This window comes from Ohtaekwangia koreensis (genome assembly GCF_900167975.1).
Classification (GTDB): domain Bacteria; phylum Bacteroidota; class Bacteroidia; order Cytophagales; family Cyclobacteriaceae; genus Ohtaekwangia; species Ohtaekwangia koreensis.
The window spans coordinates 1,559,027-1,577,214 of sequence record NZ_FUZU01000001.1 but is presented as its reverse complement, the minus strand read 5'-3'; the positions used below and the strand labels follow the sequence as shown (position 1 = coordinate 1,577,214).

Annotated in this window: 21 protein-coding genes; 15 read left to right on the top strand and 6 right to left on the bottom strand. The window is 36.2% G+C overall.

What is annotated here, in order from left to right; translation table 11 throughout:
* The first annotated feature begins 83 nt into the window (after positions 1-83).
* From B5Y40_RS06785 to B5Y40_RS06760, 5 genes are all read left to right on the top strand, one after another.
* Positions 84-329 carry a hypothetical protein gene (locus B5Y40_RS06785; RefSeq protein ID WP_079685922.1) on the top strand — a complete coding sequence of 82 codons (246 nt, stop codon included), beginning with the start codon at positions 84-86 and terminating at the stop codon, positions 327-329.
* A gap of 117 nt (positions 330-446) precedes the next feature.
* A complete protein-coding gene (locus B5Y40_RS06780) occupies positions 447-1,043 on the top strand; it encodes a TetR/AcrR family transcriptional regulator (protein ID WP_079685921.1) in 597 nt (198 codons plus the stop codon).
* Positions 1,044-1,319: 276 nt separating this feature from the next.
* On the top strand, positions 1,320-2,216 hold the full coding sequence (locus B5Y40_RS06775) for an SDR family oxidoreductase (RefSeq protein ID WP_079685920.1): 897 nt from the start codon (positions 1,320-1,322) through the stop codon (positions 2,214-2,216).
* A gap of 618 nt (positions 2,217-2,834) precedes the next feature.
* Positions 2,835-3,476 (top strand): hypothetical protein, encoded by a 642-nt coding sequence (locus B5Y40_RS06765; RefSeq protein WP_079685919.1) that lies wholly within the window; start codon positions 2,835-2,837, stop codon positions 3,474-3,476.
* A gap of 341 nt (positions 3,477-3,817) precedes the next feature.
* Entirely contained in the window at positions 3,818-4,417 is a 600-nt protein-coding gene (locus B5Y40_RS06760; protein ID WP_245840486.1) for a Crp/Fnr family transcriptional regulator, read from the top strand.
* A gap of 148 nt (positions 4,418-4,565) precedes the next feature.
* On the opposite strand, the gene B5Y40_RS06755 is transcribed toward B5Y40_RS06760, so the two are convergent.
* Positions 4,566-4,865: a winged helix-turn-helix transcriptional regulator gene (locus B5Y40_RS06755; protein WP_245840485.1), complete on the bottom strand. Its 300-nt coding sequence runs from the start codon at positions 4,863-4,865 to the stop codon at positions 4,566-4,568.
* Between the two features lie 129 nt (positions 4,866-4,994).
* Here B5Y40_RS06755 and B5Y40_RS06750 point away from each other — a divergent pair, with 129 nt between their 5' ends.
* From B5Y40_RS06750 to B5Y40_RS06735, 4 genes are all read left to right on the top strand, one after another.
* Positions 4,995-5,663, top strand: a complete 669-nt coding sequence (locus B5Y40_RS06750) for an NAD(P)-dependent oxidoreductase (RefSeq protein WP_079685916.1) — start codon at positions 4,995-4,997, stop codon at positions 5,661-5,663.
* 20 nt (positions 5,664-5,683) lie between these two features.
* Complete coding sequence (locus B5Y40_RS06745; protein WP_079685915.1) at positions 5,684-6,043, top strand: hypothetical protein; 360 nt, start codon at positions 5,684-5,686, stop codon at positions 6,041-6,043.
* A gap of 543 nt (positions 6,044-6,586) precedes the next feature.
* Positions 6,587-8,389 carry an amidohydrolase gene (locus B5Y40_RS06740; protein ID WP_221408874.1) on the top strand — a complete coding sequence of 601 codons (1,803 nt, stop codon included), beginning with the start codon at positions 6,587-6,589 and terminating at the stop codon, positions 8,387-8,389.
* Between the two features lie 654 nt (positions 8,390-9,043).
* On the top strand, positions 9,044-10,765 hold the full coding sequence (locus B5Y40_RS06735; protein ID WP_079685913.1) for a hypothetical protein: 1,722 nt from the start codon (positions 9,044-9,046) through the stop codon (positions 10,763-10,765).
* Positions 10,766-11,489: 724 nt separating this feature from the next.
* Here B5Y40_RS06735 and B5Y40_RS06730 read toward each other — a convergent pair.
* From B5Y40_RS06730 to B5Y40_RS06715, 4 genes are all read right to left on the bottom strand, one after another.
* Positions 11,490-11,942: a hypothetical protein gene (locus B5Y40_RS06730; RefSeq protein ID WP_079685912.1), complete on the bottom strand. Its 453-nt coding sequence runs from the start codon at positions 11,940-11,942 to the stop codon at positions 11,490-11,492.
* Positions 11,943-12,000: 58 nt separating this feature from the next.
* Entirely contained in the window at positions 12,001-12,276 is a 276-nt protein-coding gene (locus tag B5Y40_RS06725) for a hypothetical protein (protein WP_079685911.1), read from the bottom strand.
* Between the two features lie 132 nt (positions 12,277-12,408).
* Positions 12,409-13,710, bottom strand: a complete 1,302-nt coding sequence (locus B5Y40_RS06720) for a hypothetical protein (protein WP_079685910.1) — start codon at positions 13,708-13,710, stop codon at positions 12,409-12,411.
* A gap of 421 nt (positions 13,711-14,131) precedes the next feature.
* On the bottom strand, positions 14,132-14,419 hold the full coding sequence (locus tag B5Y40_RS06715) for a hypothetical protein (protein ID WP_079685909.1): 288 nt from the start codon (positions 14,417-14,419) through the stop codon (positions 14,132-14,134).
* 171 nt (positions 14,420-14,590) lie between these two features.
* Here B5Y40_RS06715 and B5Y40_RS06710 point away from each other — a divergent pair, with 171 nt between their 5' ends.
* From B5Y40_RS06710 to B5Y40_RS06690, 5 genes are all read left to right on the top strand, one after another.
* Positions 14,591-14,929, top strand: a complete 339-nt coding sequence (locus B5Y40_RS06710) for a hypothetical protein (RefSeq protein ID WP_079685908.1) — start codon at positions 14,591-14,593, stop codon at positions 14,927-14,929.
* Positions 14,930-14,932: 3 nt separating this feature from the next.
* Positions 14,933-15,259 carry a hypothetical protein gene (locus B5Y40_RS06705; RefSeq protein WP_079685907.1) on the top strand — a complete coding sequence of 109 codons (327 nt, stop codon included), beginning with the start codon at positions 14,933-14,935 and terminating at the stop codon, positions 15,257-15,259.
* A 146-nt stretch (positions 15,260-15,405) separates the two neighbouring features.
* Entirely contained in the window at positions 15,406-15,837 is a 432-nt protein-coding gene (locus tag B5Y40_RS06700; RefSeq protein WP_143785642.1) for a hypothetical protein, read from the top strand.
* 11 nt (positions 15,838-15,848) lie between these two features.
* Positions 15,849-16,394, top strand: a complete 546-nt coding sequence (locus B5Y40_RS06695) for a hypothetical protein (RefSeq protein WP_079685905.1) — start codon at positions 15,849-15,851, stop codon at positions 16,392-16,394.
* 104 nt (positions 16,395-16,498) lie between these two features.
* A complete protein-coding gene (locus B5Y40_RS06690) occupies positions 16,499-16,846 on the top strand; it encodes an HNH endonuclease signature motif containing protein (RefSeq protein ID WP_079685904.1) in 348 nt (115 codons plus the stop codon).
* A 5-nt stretch (positions 16,847-16,851) separates the two neighbouring features.
* Here B5Y40_RS06690 and B5Y40_RS06685 read toward each other — a convergent pair whose 3' ends face one another.
* Positions 16,852-17,655, bottom strand: a complete 804-nt coding sequence (locus tag B5Y40_RS06685) for a putative phage abortive infection protein (protein ID WP_079685903.1) — start codon at positions 17,653-17,655, stop codon at positions 16,852-16,854.
* A 160-nt stretch (positions 17,656-17,815) separates the two neighbouring features.
* On the opposite strand from B5Y40_RS06685, the gene B5Y40_RS06680 reads away from it, so the two are divergent.
* Positions 17,816-18,157: a hypothetical protein gene (locus B5Y40_RS06680; protein ID WP_079685902.1), complete on the top strand. Its 342-nt coding sequence runs from the start codon at positions 17,816-17,818 to the stop codon at positions 18,155-18,157.
* Positions 18,158-18,188: the final 31 nt, after the last annotated feature.

Genomic DNA, 18,188 nt, shown 5'->3' with positions numbered 1-18,188 from the left:
TTTTGGAGATGCCCATAAAATGAAAAGCTTGTTTCAGTTTTATTGGTTGGAATTTTACTACGAGAATTATCTCATCAGCCCTAATGAGAGCAAACACAAACTACGGAGATACGATTGATAAATGCCTGATTAAAACCGTGGGGGATTGCATATATATATATATATATATATATATAGTTTTTCCTTCCGTTCATACTGGTCGTTTCTCCACTGGTATAGAAAATATTAAACAGACTAATGAAAGAATGATGCTCGATGTTTCTGACAAAATGTATTTCCACCCAACCATTAATCTGAATGTTGAAACTAGTCGCACAGGCAACTTCTAATTTGGTAGCGAGTAATATCAAAATTGTAGATGGAACAAAGCATTCATCCATTTTATAGGTAGCTGGAAGTTTGTAGCAATGAGTACCAGATTTTTCGCAAATCTCTTATGGTATTAAATGGGAAGTAAAGAAAGAAAAGAAAGGAATCGGCTGAACATGCATAAAGATATTCTTCATGCAGCGTTGACCATCGTAAAAGCAGAAGGGCACCAGTCGCTAAGCCTAAGGCGGCTGGCTGACAGTATTGAATACTCCGCGACTGTGATGTATCTGTATTTTAAAAACAAAGAGGCACTATTGGTTGATCTAAGCAAATTGGGATATCAACAGCTGAATATAAGTATCGATAAAAACTGCAAAAACATTGTTGATCCGAAGTATAGACTAAAAGCAATGCTAACCACCTATTGGCATTTTGCAACCCGGGAAAAGGAGTTATATCTTCTTATGCAGGAGACTGGATTGAAGCTAAATGAATCAGAGCCCATGCCTGCCGAGATGATAGCGTTTATCGACTCGATAAATCAGACAATTACCAAGGTTTGTGGGGACGAAAATCATACCGATGTTTTTCTGAAACACAAATGTTATATATCAATTGCGATTGTACAGGGGCTTGCATCGCTCAATTTAATTCACAAAGGTATAGATGCACGGTCCCAATCTCAAATGCTGGAGGATGCTATTGATAGTCTTATAGATTCTTTAAACTAATATATACCAGGCAAACATAAACTTAAATTAATACCTGTACTGCTACTCTGATAAAGCTATAAATCAATAATAAATGAAACAACCAATTTTAATTACAGGCATCGTCTGGCTTTGGTTTACAGTTTATCTTTTTAAGAGATCGGTTGAAATTTTTATGCAACTTTTCTCATTGACAGTCAATTATTCTAACCGACAGGTAAGTACCCTACTTTTTTGTATGTACTTGTATTAAAGTATATACTCCTGAACTTTGAGCAAGTTCTTAAATTAAATGAGATGAAAATATTAGTATTCGGAGCCACAGGCTCACAACAATTCAACATAATAGGAGAGGCGAAGAAAAGAGGAGCAGAAGTAGTCGCTGCGACTAGCTCAGAAAGAAGTTTTGATAGGTTAAATAAAGCAGGTGCTATACCGATTTTAGCTAATATGAACGATGCTGATAAAATGCGCGAGATTACCAAAGGGATAGATTCGGTTGCTCTATTGATTCCCGTTTCCCTACCCAATCCTGTTGATGGATTGCAATATGCCAAAAACGTGATTGACTCTGCCAAAGCAAATGGTGTAAATAAAATTGTTTGGAATACGAGTGCCTGGCTTTCGTCTCATAAATTAGGAATACCCGGTGAGGATGTGAAGCTGGACATCAGAGATTATCTAAAAAATAGTGGAGTTGATTATGTAATAATAGAACCTACTATATACATGGAAAACATGATGGGGCCTTTTTGCGCACCTTTTGTAAAGAAAGAGAAAAAAATAGCTTATCCTACTCCGGAAGCGATGCCTATAGGTTGGATAGCCTCCAGAGATGTAAGTGCGTTTATAGTGGAAGCCATTTATAGCACAAAGTTGAAAGCTGATACTTTTCAGATTAGTGGCATGGAAAATCTGAGAGGTAATGATTTGGCTGACAGGTTTTCTAAAGGTGTAGGAGAAAAAATTGTATACTACCCACAAACATCGACAGAGTTTGGAGAAATATTAAAACCTTTTGTAGGGGAAGCTGCAGCAGCTGGCGTTGCTTCTTACTATGAAAGTATTCAAAACGCAACTACATACCCGGCTAAGTTCAATCCTGATATGAGTAAAGTTCTGGAAAAACTTCCCATAAAAATGACTTCGCTAGAACAATGGGCCAAGGGTGCCAGAGAATATTTTTTTAGCTGATAGTATGTCATTGATCCATCAGCTGGCAGATGTTTGTATCGTAGATATACCTGTATATATCAATTAGCGGCATCAAATATAGTTTAGGTCGGCGGATAAAATATGTACAAAAATCATATATAGCATGTATATGATTTTTGTACATAGCTAAGTTGAAGGCGGTTACAATGAGTTCTCCAAACCAAAGGATGCCAGTTCATCGGCAATTGGCAGGGCCTTTAACCCATTTTTTTTAAACAGTATTCCACTCTTGGAGGAATTTCATAGTAAGATTTTTTAGACACTAGATTGTTCGCGACTAAAAAATCCAGTTCCGGATAGAAGTATCCGATTACCGTACTGGTATGTATATACTTCAAGTGCAGTCATCAATTGGTAAGTCTGGATTTTATAAATTCATTAAAGATTGAGAAGTGTCAAGGGAGGCTGTCGAGAGATGGCCTCCCTATATATCAACGAACGCAGGTGTTGATTAAACGACAGCAGAAAAATAAAAAGCACCTCACATCAAGGTGCTTTTCCCGTTTATAGAAAATTTATCCTATAATTTTTCAACTCAATAAAAAACCTTGAATATCGTATTCCGATATCTTCATAAATACACACATAGCAACCATCATGAGCATCCAGTTCTTACAAGAATTCGCAAGGAAAGCATCGAACCAAGATTTGGTGGACATCATAGCCACAAAGCAATTTTCGGATGACGAACTCGTGATCTTCGAAACCGAAGTGCAAGTACGAGGAATTGAGCGCGAATTAGAGAAGGCTATTCAAGAGAGAGAAGCAACGAAGAACCGCGTCAAAGCATCGGCGAGTCAAATGACGCAAGAAGATCTGTTTGCCTATGTGTGCTATAATCCATACAAGTTCACAGAAACCGAATTAGCCATTTTTAAGAATGAAGCCAAGGCTCGCGGACTTGATGACGAGCTATCCGAAAAGATCAAGTCAATAGAATCCGATGACATCGCATTCAAGAACAACGTATTAAATTCGTCCGGCGATGTATCGGAGCTTCTTCAGAATTTCAACACATTCATAGAAGGTAAGAATCCGGAGATTGCTAAGCTTGTTCAAGAAAAAAACGCTAAGAAAAAAAAGCGATCATTAGGCATCGGATTGATTGCTGGAATTATTGTTACGGCAATAGGTGTAGGACTTACGGCTGCTGCAGGCGGAAACATCATATTCATTGGTGCGATAGTTACAGGAATTGCCCTTATCGTAAGAGGCATAATATCATACATAAGCGCTTAATCGCCCACCTCTCTACTCAATGGCAGAAATTTTACTTTCTGTAGAGGTAGTAATCGAAGCAAACGTGATACGCGCGCCTATTCCACCAATAAGAAGATTTAATTTACTTAGCCCCTTAAGCGACTATCTACTCGAAAATCAAGATAAGCAACCATGAGTTTGTCCCAGGTCTTAAACAGATTTGGAAGGAAGTCCGGACAGAAAGACTATCAACAGATAAAAAATCAAAATATAGGTATAGGAATTTTAAGTATTTCCCCCATAATCATAGTAACACCATTAACACATCCTTCCAATAGAAGTGCTTCCTGAATATCGATATTTTTATAAATTGCTAAGATTTGAATAGCATAGCTCCCATGCACGAAAAGCTTATAGCATACATTAATAATCACACGGCTTTGCCACTCAACAGCAAAGAGGAGAAAATGATTGTGTCTGCATTTGAACCCAAAAAGCTCAGAAAAAAACAATATTTTTTGCAGGAAGGAGAAGTGTGCAGGAACGCTGGTTTTATCATAGAAGGTGCGATGCGCCAATACATTGTAAATGATAAAGGCGTTGAGCATATTGTGCATCTCTACATTGAAGATTACTGGGCAACTGATCGGGAAAGTTTCATGATGCTTACGCCATCACGATATAATATTGATGCGTGGGAAGACACTCAACTGGTAACTATATCAAGAGCAGATATATTGAAATTGACGCGAAAAATACCTGCGCTGGTAGAAATGATCCGCCTGATGGATGAACGACATGCCATTGCTAATAACCGAAGGATAAGCTCTACCATCAGTAACACAGCAGAAAAACGCTATGAAGAATTTGCTGAAAACCACCCTCAGTTCAATCAGCGATTTCCGCAACACCTTATTGCATCTTATCTGGGTATAACTAAAGAAACGTTAAGCAGGATTCGAAAGCATGCAATGAAATAAGCAGCATTAGAAAAGAGATGTTTGAATTAAAAATCTAAGACCGCAAGAGCAATAGATATTGATTGTGTGAATTACGCAAAGAGCCAGCCCATGAGACAGCCTTTACATCGTTGCACGTTTCATAATGCCCAAGTTCGCATACCTACAACTAGCATTCCTTTGTTAAAGGATTGTGATTTTGCCCCCAATCAGCCATGGAAGTTAAGATAGGCAACAGTGTTTTGCCGCTTTCAGATAAATAATACTCCACATGCGGGGGGATAGCTTTCTTTGCATCCCTGACAACTAATCCATCAATTTCCAACTGTTTTAGTTGTTGTGCCAGCATTTTTTCGGTAATCAACGGCAACATTTTTTTCAGCTGTCCAAATCTCAATGAATCATTTCTAAGCTGATAAAGAATGATTGTTTTCCATCTGCCGCCAATCATTTCAATCGTATAGGACATGGGGCATTTCGTAAGGACTTTATTGTTTAAGCTATTGGTCGAGTTTTCCTTTTTAGCAACCACTTTACACTTACTTTTTAGTTAGTACTGTTTTTTCTATAGTCTCAAAGATACCTTTGCTTCAACAAAATGAAAAATCAAAAATTTATGAAAATCTTATTATTTGGCGGAACGGGAAATATTGGTCAGCGAATATTAAAAGAAGCATTGGAGAAAGGGCATGAAGTAACAGCGGCACAACGCAAACCAGGAGCTCTGGCGCTAAGTCACCCCAATTTGACAGCAATCAAAAGCGACTTGCTAAGTGAGGTTGAATTACCTTCAATAATAGCTGGTAAAGATGTAGTGATAGCGGCAATATCGCTTTATGCAGGGCTGACGCCCGAGCAGTTTAAAAAAGCCCACCAAAATCTGATCAATGCCCTGAAAAAAAATCCGCAGACAAGAATTATTGCTGTCGGCGGGGGCACTAATAATGAGGTTGCACCAGGCTTGAGAATGCTGGATGATGCTAATGTCATGAAGAACATTCCGGATGAATATAAACCTTCCATTTTTGCACACGGTGAAGTGCAGAAACTATACGAAAATTCTGGGCTGAAAAATTGGACATACTTTAACCCAGCTGCTATGATACAAGCAGGCGAACGCACGGGTAGATTTAGATTAGGAACTACTACTCTGGTTGCAGACGATAATGGAGCAAGCAATATTTCATTCGAAGACTACGCGGTGGCGTTGGTTGATGAAATCAAAAATCAGCAATTTATTGGCAGACCATTTACCATTGGGTATTAAGCAAATAAATATAGAATTAAATGGAAGATAAACTAGAACAATTACTGGTTCAGCATTTGAATGGAATTTGGAACCAGCGAGACGAAACACTTAGGCGTACGGCTATTGACAGAGTCTATGCAAAAGATATTAGCTTATTTGAAGTTGGCGAAAAATTCACGGGACATCAGGATGTAAATCATAAAATTAGTAAGACATTAAATGGTCTTCCTCCGGTTTTTTCTATTGTACAGTTAAAACCAATTATCATTAATAACAATATTGGTAAGTTGGATTGGGGTGTTGGTCCAGCGGGTGCTCCTCCAGTAGCAACTGGTACTGACATAGTTATTTTTGAAAACGAAAAAATAAAATCTCTATATGTGTTTCTTAACAAATAGGATTGAAAATAAAAAGACTAGTAAATAATAACGACAACAAAGCTGTTCGCAACATGAACAAAGATCATTGGTCTTCACGAAGTGATGATTAACCAAAGGCAGCCCAATAAGCGGTAACAAAATTTATAGATCCCGGCTATATCCAGCACGATCCGCCACTACAAGCAGATGCTGCCGGGTTTGATTAAAGCAGCAAATAACAACAGGTATTTTAGACTTCGTAAGGAAAGTCATCATTAACTTTCAAAAAAGCGTTGACAAATGTCAATGCTTTTTTTTATCATTTCTCAACGTCACAGCGTTCGCTGGTGGTGCAATTTCGCGCGGTGTTAGCTGACCATGTCCGCATAACGGAAAGTGAATTCTTTATAGTATCTAAAATGTATTTCCGGCTAAAGGAAGCCGAAGCAGTGAAAGCGAAAAAAAGTAGAAAGTTATCAACAGGGCAGATGATGACTATCGCGGCCCGATTAACAATGTCAGGTATAATCCTACCACGACAAATTTTAAAAACATTGTATCATTATTTATTTCAAAAAAATCATGAAAAAATTACTGGTAGTACTTGTGGCAACAGTGTTTGCCCTTGCACTTAAGGCTCAGTCGAGTGCCCCATTTGTCGGTGCCGATCTGATTCTATATAACGCGAAAATCAATGCCCAAAGTTTGTCCCAACCCGAAGCCTCAGCACTCGCGGTCAAAAGAGGACGAATTTATGCTGTGGGTACTGACGCTGAGATTCTCGGTTTAAAAGACAGCAATACAAAATTAATAGATGCTGGTGGCAGACGTTTAATACCTGGTATAAACGATGCACACACCCACGTTCTGAATGAAAGAAGTTACAACTACGTTTTAAGATGGGATGGTGTACCAACTTTAAAGCGGGCATTAGAAATGCTCAGTGAGCAGGCAACACGAACCCCTGAGGGCCAATGGGTAAAAGTGATAGGTGGATGGTCGCCATACCAGTTTAAAGAAAAACGCTTTCCTACAATACAAGAAATTAGAAAAGCTGTTCCCAACAGGCCAGTGATCGTGCAATACGCATACAATAGAGCATTTTTAAATGAATTGGCGATGAAGGCTCTTGGAGTGGGCACAGATCGTTTTCCATCCGTACCGGGTACCGAATTTGAAAAAGATAAAAAAGGCAATTATACAGGTGTGGTACAAGCCAACACTTTTCTTTTCGTTTCACTGGAATATATGGTCCCGCAAGCTGATTCAGGAGAACAGTTGAATTCACTCATCTACGTAATAAATGACTTGAATCGCTTTGGCATTACTTCGGCCGTAGATGCCGCCAGCCTAGATGCATATCCTCAAGGACATGCTCCGTTAGGTTTACTAGCCCGTGAAAATAGACTGAACATAAGGATTCCTTTTATCGATCTTCAATTTGGTGATGTTAGCAGTCCCTCTCTGGTTGATGCCGAAATTAATGCGATTTTGAAAAAGGCTCCCATAAGTCCGGGGGAAAACATGCATCCAACCATGGCCCATGGACACGAATATCAGGGTACGGGCGAAGTGTTGAGGCTCGAATTACATGACCATGAAAATTTCGACAGACCAGCTGTTATTATTAATAAGGACACAATGCGTTATTATATTGAGAAGGACATAACCAAGCTTGTTAAGAGAAGGATCCCCTTCCGCATGCATATCAGCTACAACGAAAACATTACACCATTTCTGGATGCTTTGGAAAACATAAATAGAAAGACACCGCTAGATGGATTGCGCTGGAGTATAGAACATGCTGAAACGATCACACCTGAAAACATTGCCAGAGTAAAAAAATTAGGAGGTGGTATTTCACTTGATATAAAAATGGCACTGCATGGAGAAGGATTCATTAAGACGTACGGGCTTGAGAAAGCGTTGCAAACGCCAAGATTGAGAGCACTTGTTGACAGTGGTATACCTTTAGCCATGACTACTGACGCATTCAGAGCTTCGACGTACAATCCATGGATTGGCATTAGCTGGATGGTTACAGGAAAGTCGGTATCGGGAACCGAAATACTAGCAAAAGACAATCGTTTAACTAGGGAAGAAGCACTTAGATTATTTACCTATGGGCCTACATGGTTTGAGCAACATGAAAATGAGATGGGTAAGATTGTACCAGGCAATCTGGCTGATTTTGCTTTGCTGAGTTCAGATTACTTTACTATACATGAGGATGAAATAAAAAACATCAATTCTGTATTGACTATTGTGGACGGTAGAGTTGTATTTGGAACAGGGAAATACAGCAGCTTAGCTACACAATTACCGGAGGTAATTCCTTCGTGGTCGCCCGTCAAATATTTAGGTGGCTACTATAAAGGGAATTGACCAAACTGTGCCAGCACTAGGATAGCACAAACGCCATTGCTATATACTTGTTTAAGAAGAAACCGTTGACATTAATCAACGGTTTCTTTTATCGCAATAGAACCAATGTTGGCCCAGCGGAAATCAACAGTCTATAGTGAACGTGATAAACTACTTACTCACAAAATTCAAAATGGTACCACTTACAGGATATAGTCGTCCACGATCACATTATACTCTCCAGTGAAGGCACTTTTCATTCCCAGATCAGGTGCTATTAGTATAGTCCTTCATCTATAAGAGACTTAAGCGAAACAGAACGTGAGGTATATATAGTATAATATCCTGTGTAGTTTAAGTTGTTAGGAGGCAATGAAGCAAACAATATTAAAATGGATACGCAAATATTCCCCTTGGATTTACATCACTTCTTAAATTCGCTTAGGTAGCAGATGGTATTGCCTATATCGTTTTACAAATAATTTACCAATGAAATAAAAAAGCCTCGAATCTTTTCAGATTCAAGGCTTTCAGAGGTCTCGAGCGGATTCGAACAGACTTTCATAAAGTTTAAAATGTTTGATTTTAGGCTAATTTAAGCATTTTTTTGTCATACAATACTTGTCATACAACAATTTGTCACACATATTTGTCATACAATAGACTGCTGATTGTATGACAACCAAACACAAGGTTTCTGACCTGTCCATAAATACTAGCTTCATCCTACACGGCTACAAAAGGCAAGAGGATAACCGGCAGCAACTAAAGGCACATAACCGTATATATCGCGGGGGAAAATTGATTGAACGTTTTGAAATATTTCTCCAAATCAAAGAAGAGCCTATATACTTACTTTCATCGGAGATAACCAAGGGCATGATAAAGCTCGATGTTGCCAACAGTATAGTTTATAACTTATTTATAAAGTCAGTAAAAAATGAGATAGACAGGATAGCAGAAAAGCAATTAAAAGAACAAGGCTTCATCGACAAAGAGGATTTCAGAAAAGACATAAAAGCATTTGGCAAAAAATTCGCCCCTACTCTTACAATCGAAAGTCCTAAAGCAAATAGAACTGATACTGATAAGATATTCTCTAACATCGGCCCGGTTGAAATAGATCAATCCGTAATTGATGACATCAACAGCGAAATACAAATAGATGCAGATACCGCAGAACCCGTATTGTTTGAGGAATTGGAGAACGTTGTTATTCACAAGCAAGCAGACTATAACAAACAACTGATAGAGCAAACAATCAAAAACCTCTCTACCGAAGAACGTTACAAGCAAGGGTACTTCAATAGGAACAATATTTTCGAACTCTTTGCCAGTACCTACTATCTTGATATTACCAACAAGTTTTATAGTAAAATTGTAATTCGACTATTTGAGTATAGAGAAAGGATTAAGCCTAAAGAAGATGTTAGGTATCTTAATAGTGATTGGGCTATAAACTTCTTTCAATTCCTAAATACCAACGGTTACTATAATATAAATACAAAGAACTTCGATCCCCTCAACTACGATCCCGCTATATTTCAATACAACAAAGAGCGTAAGCAATACGAAGACCAGACCTTTCAGAAGATGATTCATATCTTCAAGCAGATCGTAAAGCAATTGAAAAAACAAAAATTGCTAGAACGGGTAATTGATCTTGATGATCTAACCTTTAATGCTCTGCGAAAAGGAACAGTAAAAAAAGGCACTCGAATTGAACACCATCTAACTAAAGACGAATTTGACGAGCTATTCAAATATAAATTTCAGGAATCTAAGCTAAAACATTACCAAACTATATTTGATGAATTGCTCACCAGAGGAATCGCAAAACGAGTGGGTAATGATAGTTTAACAGTCACTATTGAAAAGCTGAATAAGTACAGGGATATATTCTGCTTTATGACTATGGCTGGTGGTCAACGAGGTATTGAAGAATATAACAGTACTGAATTACGGGACTATTCAAAAACTGAAAAAGTAATAAGCTTCTATCAAAATAAGGGTAAGAATGTTGTTGCAAATCCACTTAATGTATATACCGCAGAACTTTTGAAACGCAGTAAGAACAATCTATCAAAAGTTTCCGACTACGAAGAATATAGAGCATATTTAAAGCTTATAGCTTATATAGTTGACTTCAAGCGTAGCGTACAGGAAAAAATCGACAAGAATGAATGGGTACATATCAAAGATATACTTAACCCCTACATGTGCAGGAAAACATTCGGAACAATTATGTACGATCAGTTGAGACTATCCGATGAAGATATAGCACTATTCACCGGCCACAAAAACAGAAATCAATCGGAGCTATCAAGTAGCTATATCAACAAAAAGAATATTGAGAACAAGAAAGTATTAATTAAAGACCTTATATTAAGAAGTTAAAATTAAAGCAGGGCTATCCGTAAAAGACTTCTCCTTTGATAATTCTGAAAAAAGGTTTTCTATAACGTACTCAGATACAAGGCTTAAGTTTATCCTGCATCCTCACCCTAGCGAATTAAATCAATTTACTTATGGATATACTCTATATCCATCACCACCGACTCATTTTTTAGGCTTGTACGTATCGCCTATTCGTTAGCACAAAGGTATATAATCTAACCCATTTCTGACCATTTTTAATTTAGGTGAATCTTGAACTTAATGTCTTTGCTTTTTATGATAACTGTCATAACTTTGCAACATCAAAGCTGATTAAAGCCACTAAAGCGAATTAAGACAATTTAAGGCACTCAAAGACTAAAGCTGAATAATCCAATTAAAGCAACAACAGACGTTCAAAGTCATCTTAGCTAACAAGGAAAGCAACGCAAAAAGAGTCAAAAGCCACCAATTACAGTCAATTACAGCAAAGCCGAATGAAATTACAAATGCGAAACCCTATTCAAGGGGAGCGGATAGGTTAACATTTTGTCTCAAAAGTGTTGGTAATGATTCCGCAAGCTCCCCCTAGAGCGGATTTACCTAACATAATACAAGGGAAATGGAAATGCTCATTATAGTAGCGCTCTATATCTTGACGTCTAAGATCAAAAAGATTAGAATCAAGATAAAATTATAGAGCTAGTCTACAAAGGGGATTCTCCGAACTAGGAGAATTCCTTTTTTAACTTTTCACCTTAGAGAAACCACCTTCATACGAGAAAGCACCGCTAAAATTGATTGGAATCAAAAATTCATCAAAGTATATCTCCTGAGGGTATTCATGTTTCGGTATTGAATCTATCAGACGTTCTTTGAACTCCTTTAGATATTCTGGAGTGTCTGTCAGATATGAATAAGTAAAGAATGTACTATATATTCCTTGCTTCCACAGACGCGCAATCTCTTGAATCTTTTCAAGGTATTTCTTTTGATCAATCTCCTTATCTACACGTTTGGGAATATCATCGAAAATTATTTTGACCATCGATTTGGCATCATACATCTGTGTCGCAAGCGGCTCTCTAACGTCCCCGTTTTTAATGATCTTGAAATAGCCGTTTTCTATCGACACCGCCTCGTATACAGCAGTCTCATCACCATCACCGCTGATCGCATAAACTCTAAGATTAATCATTACTTTAGATATTTGGTATATGATTAAAAATAGTGATAATAAATCAATCTCAGACGAATCACCTATTCAGCATTTGATCCTTGATTAATTTCTTTATAGTAGGCGTAATATATTCTATAAACTCTCCCTTCTCATTCTCTTGCCACTCTACATTATTGTCGTGTAGGATTTGGTTCAAAGTTTTCATCATGTCATCTACAAATGGCTTAGTACTTTCTAGTCGACCTTGTAAAGCACTTAAAGGACTGATCTTAGTCTTATGTGAACCGTCATATATATGACGCTTACCACTCATTCTTCGAATAAGTTCTTCCTTAATTAGTTCTCTGTTCATAATGGGCTTTTTTATATTATATGTACGAAATTTATATATAGTAGATACTGAATAACTCCTTTGGAGAGCCAATTGGCGTTAACCAGTACTATCGTTGATCCTTTCTTTAACTATTCAATATATGTTACCATATTAAAGAGATAACTTGGATAGTTCCTCTATGATCCTCTCATAATCCAAACTATCATAATAGTATTGATATATACCATCTTTATAGACATAAGGGGCAAAAAACGGCCCTTTTGCCAAACGAAAAGCAATTTCATTCCTTCTATCTGACCTAGAATAAAAAAAATTTCCGATTTCAAAATTTCCCCCTGCCTCAACCAACTGCACATGATGGTATTTAAAAAATTTGTAGCGATCCTTGGCGAAGGTATCAGGATTGGAATCAAAATAACTTCCCTCCTTTTCTGTAATTAAAAAATTTTCCGGCTTAAAAACCGTCATCAAAATATTTCTCAAATCCTTGTCGTTCAAAACATGCACAAGTATCTCAGAAAATTGTGACTTGATAACTTTTCTCCTTTTACCAGCCTTTGTCTTGTAAGCGTAACTCAACACATCCTCATCCACAAGTATATCTTGCATTCCTGCGTTCAAGCACTTGTATAATAAATTTTCAACCGAGCTATATTCAACAACTTTTTTAACCTTCTTTTCGGAAGGTTTTAATAACACTCTTTTAGTTTTAACTGGTTTCGGTATACTTTCAATCTGTTGCCTTAGTGACGGAGCACGTCTTGATTTATAGAGGTTATTCCAACTAGCCTTGTATAATGGATATAGTGTTATAGTACTACATTCGTTATAACTACCAGCTACTTTTGCACCTCGATCAATATCAGCAAGCCCTACATTTTCTAAAAAATTAAGCAATCGCCAAACTTCCATTTTCGAATTGTAGTTACCTCTTTGACAAATCTTATCAGCACTCAACGCAAAGTTTTCAGGGAATTTAGGACGCAGCTTGCGTTTATCTCTTTTACTTCCGTTCGCTCGAAATTGGTACTGATTATGGATTTGCACAATTAGCAAATACATCATAATTACTTCTATTACCTTAACATCATTAGTTTCAGGTAAAACAGCTTTAACAAATGGGGTGTAGGTCTTTTTTGTCAACTCCCCATTGGTATCTTTTTTATACTTATAAAGTTTAAGATTATTATTTATAGTCTTCCATGAGGTTAATTGAAAACCCCACTTATTCTTGACTATATATCCAGCGTCAACAAGCTTATCAAGTTTTCTCAGAAAATTAGACTTCGATTCTTTGTTACTATCAGCTATACGCTGTACTTCTTTCCTAGTAATAAATCCATGCTTTCTTGTTAAGGACGAACGAGACTTAATCAGTTGAAAAACTTGATACATCCCTTTATCTGAGGAATCAAGATATAGTGACTGATATGGTAGCTTTATTTCGTTCAAATTCTTCTTATGTCAACTCATTTGGGGTCAAAAATACACTATTTAAATTAGATAACCAAAATCAACATTACTAATTTAGTTAGTTTCAAGATCTAACCAGTTTAAAAACAAAAAACCAGAAATGTGATGGTATTTCTGGTTTTTGCTTCAAATGCCTTACAGGGCATTCTATATCCTTCACTTTTGATCTGACCATCACTCACTATATCAAAAGGTTTCTTTATTCTTGTTGTGTATATAAATACGTATGTATTCTAAAAAAAATGAATATAGGAGCAAAAATATTCCAATACATATACACCTATATCACAACACACTCTACTAAGATAAGGCAGAATTGACCACTTGTCAAACTTACCATTCAAGAAAAAAACGGTTTATTTTATAGTCAAAATTTGACAAGTGGAAATCTCATACATGTCTACTTCTCTCCAACGGAACTGATGTGAGCTAATATCTTATATAGCTCCTTCTTACTTGCTTCAAACAGCTCATTTATTTTCGCGTTATATTTAGCATCTACCTCACCATCGTCGACTTTTCCAACCTTAATTAGCTCTTCCAACTCATATTGCCTTCTTATGATTGAATGCAACAGGATATTATTCTCGACAGAATATTTTAACAAATAGGTTTGGGTCAATCCCGGATCAAGCTTATATACTTGATTTGAAAAATCACCCTTTAGAACATCATCTATACTAGTCATAAGTTTATTGGTTTCTATAAAAATGGGTAAAAAAGTTGCCTGTTATCGCAACTTTTTCCATTTAATTACGTATATCACAGCATAACGACAAGAGACGCTCATTTCTATATATAGATATAGGGGTGAGCGTTTCGGCTGAAATGGAGTATATAAAACTTTAATTAAGATTTTATGACAAATAAAAACGAAACCGTGAATGCCGCTGAAAGGAATTCGGCCGCTTCACAAAACGAAAATTCAAATCTTTCAAGTAAACGAAAACAAGAAATTGAAGTAACATTCAAAACAAACAATCAACTTGAAATATCAAAATACCTAAAAGATGGAATTAGAGAACTTAGAATTACTATATCAACCCCACAAGGATCACATATAAACTTACCTCCAACATTCACTATACCTGAAAATATAGTCAGAGAATACGAACAAAATCAAGCCGTAGCTTATTACCTAAACGTTGACTATAAAAAAGACGAATGGAAAATAGCAACTAAACATAACTCAATATAAATTATGATAGAAATAAGATTAGAGTTTCAAAGAGTGTTAATTGATAATAATAATACCATGTTTATGGTAGGCACCAACCCAAATGGAACCCCAGACGAAATATTTTTTCTTGATATGACCAGTCCTTTGGTTAGAATATTCATCAGTAGCGGAAGATCAATACAAGATGTTGTCGGTATATTTCTTAACAACAGAAGTATATCCCGAATGGTATTTGTAGACATGCAAGAACAAGACTCAATTACGTTTTGGCAATCGGTCCAAGACCAAATTATTGATAGAGTATTTGTTACTGGTCATGATGACATTCTTTCAGTAAATATCTCATAGGTTCTCAAAATACAGAAACACGCGACCTACATAGGCTCCGTGTTTTTTCGTTAGCAGTAATTTTTAATTAAAAAAATCTCTAATTAAAATCTCTAGTAAATATACTTTTCAAGAATCATTAAGTATTTATATAAAATAAAATACTTATGACTAGAGAAAACATCATGGCTACGCGTATACGCAAGCAAGCAATCACAGACGATCTAATTACCTTCGAGTGTACAATTGAAGATTACACTCATTTCACTTTATATGTTTCCCAAGATTTACAAAATATCTTTGGAAAGATCGATAAAACACAACATACTCCAGATATATACTTCTCGGTTAGTATTGCACAATTGACAAGACTATCGCGAAAGAATTTCTCCAAAGAAGACAAAGAACGCTATAACATATTGCACAAAGAATATGTAAGAAACCAAAGGAATACCTATTATAGAGAATATTATAAGATAAATTCAGAAAAAAGAACTGAATATAATCGAAAATGGTATCAAGAAAATATTGAGCGTATGCGAGACTACAATCGACAATACCAAAATAATTATTATCATTCAACCACAAAGAATAAATAATTATACAGTATATGATGAGCAACACACACAACGAAAGCAGGGAAGAATACTTTCTTCGCATACAGCAAGAAGAAAGAATGTTAATCAAAAATTTATTTAATCAATATAATTTCAATCATTCGCTATTGGTAACGACCGATCCTGCTACTAATGCTGCTTTTGACCTATACTTTATAAGTGCAGATACAAAAAATGTGATTGGAGAATTTAAAAGGAGAAATATACTTTCAAGTAGATATAACAACACTTTCTTAGAACGAATAAAGTTCGAAACTTTATACAAAGCTTACAAAGCAGGTAACTATACACTATTTGTAATAGAATATGACGACTACTATTTCATATTTGATTTACAGTATCAATTTTTCCTGTATGATAATATGCCGGAAGGACTATTCTTCTCTATTCTTAACGCAACAGCTGATATGTATAACTATTCCAAATCAAATAAAGAAAAAGAGATACGTTCATTAGAGCTATACGAGGCTGTTTTCATAATAGACAAAAATAATTTCAACAGGGTAACATACAAAGACTACTTAGATGCAACAAGATAAATCAAGGCTACTTAAACAAATCGAGCAAACGAAAGAACGTGTTAACAAACGAAAGGCCGTAACACTATACCGAATCAATAACATTATGTTCAGGCTTGATCCAAATGAAAAACCCGTGGTGGATAAAACGAGAAAATAAACCGATCGATCCTTTTAGTCAAAGGGCAAAATTCCAGCAATTTTATCAGTCAACTAAATGGCAACGAACAAGGCTGATAAAATTGCTGGAATCACCGTTGTGTGAATTGTGTCTGGCTTCCGGCATCACATCCCCTGCATACCACGTTGACCATAAAGTACCTCTTGCAGAAGACTATAGCAAAAGACTGGATTTTGATAACCTTCAATCTCTTGACCATAGTTGTCACTCGAAGAAAACTAAACAAGAAGGTCACAACAAAAAGATGAGAGAGATTGAAGGGTATATGAGCTGGTTAAGTGACTTTAATTGAAAAGTTTATCCTTCTGACCTTCTGAAATCATTAATAAAATGCCTATGGCTACTTATTCCATCTGCATACTCATCTAAAAGCTTAAAATATTCAGCGTTGCGATACATTTGTTTCAATTCTCTATCATCAGAAAGTGAAGCCTGATAGTACAATACAAGTCTTTCGGTATCGGTAAACTGATTGTATAATAACCAATAGTAAAATTCTCTATCTTTGATTTCGCCTTTCTCAATAAATTTTAAAATTCCTCTTATGCTTCTGAAATATGGTTCTAAAAATGATTTATGAAAATCCCTGTAGTTCTCTCCAAATAGTATAGCGCACTTAACCTTATCAGTCATTCCACCTAAAGTATTTCGAATACTATTCAAGTAATCAACCAAATATGATCTACCAGCATGTCCCATTCCTAAAGCTATATTTGATATAATAACCTCGTGTAACTCAATTAATGCAAAGAATGTATTTTCAAATTGATCTTTGATGAATGTATCCGATTGCCTAGAAAACTCCTGTCTGGTTAATTGCAACTCCTCCCTGTTTAATTTAAGTTCCTCTCTTTGTGCTTTGAGTTCTTCACGTTGTAATAAGATAGTATATATAATACCCGCAAAGGCAAGACCGCTAAATAAAGCGTTGACCGCACCGAACATATCACCGAATTGTCCACGTTCCGTCCAATTCTCCTTGTATAGCAAAACGCATATCCAACACACTAACCAAAGAGCAACAACAATCTTGACAAGTATTATTGGAGTTCTCTTGTCATTTATATCTAGTCCAAGAAACTTAGTATTCTTTTCATTCATCGCTTATACAATTTTCAGGAAGATAAATATTTTTCGTCAACGGGGGGAAATATATTTTAAAATATAGTTTCCTAGCCAAATCACAGCCCCAATCTTTTCGGTAGATACGGCAAGTTTTCAATTACCTGGTACTCCCCTACTATTCACAGTATTTATATACATGGATGACAAGCAAGTAAAAAACATCAAATCAGGAGTTATAAAGCTCCTAAAAAAAAAGAAGCAGTACGACAAAGAAACCGATGACATGCTGATTGATAGTTTAATCTTCAACCTGAAATTAATTGAAGATTCAAAAGCAGATATACTCACTCGTGGAACTATGGTGAATATTGGCAAAGAAGTACCATACTATCAAGTTAACTTCTCAGTAGGAGTATTTCATAATGCTGTAAAATCAATCAATCAAATTTTGAAACAATTAGGAATTGAAAAAGCACGGGCATCAAATGAATTGGAGCAAGACCCCATGCAAGCATTCAACGAGTTTATGAACAATTAAATTGAGGCTCTGTATAAAGAAGGTTAAGCCT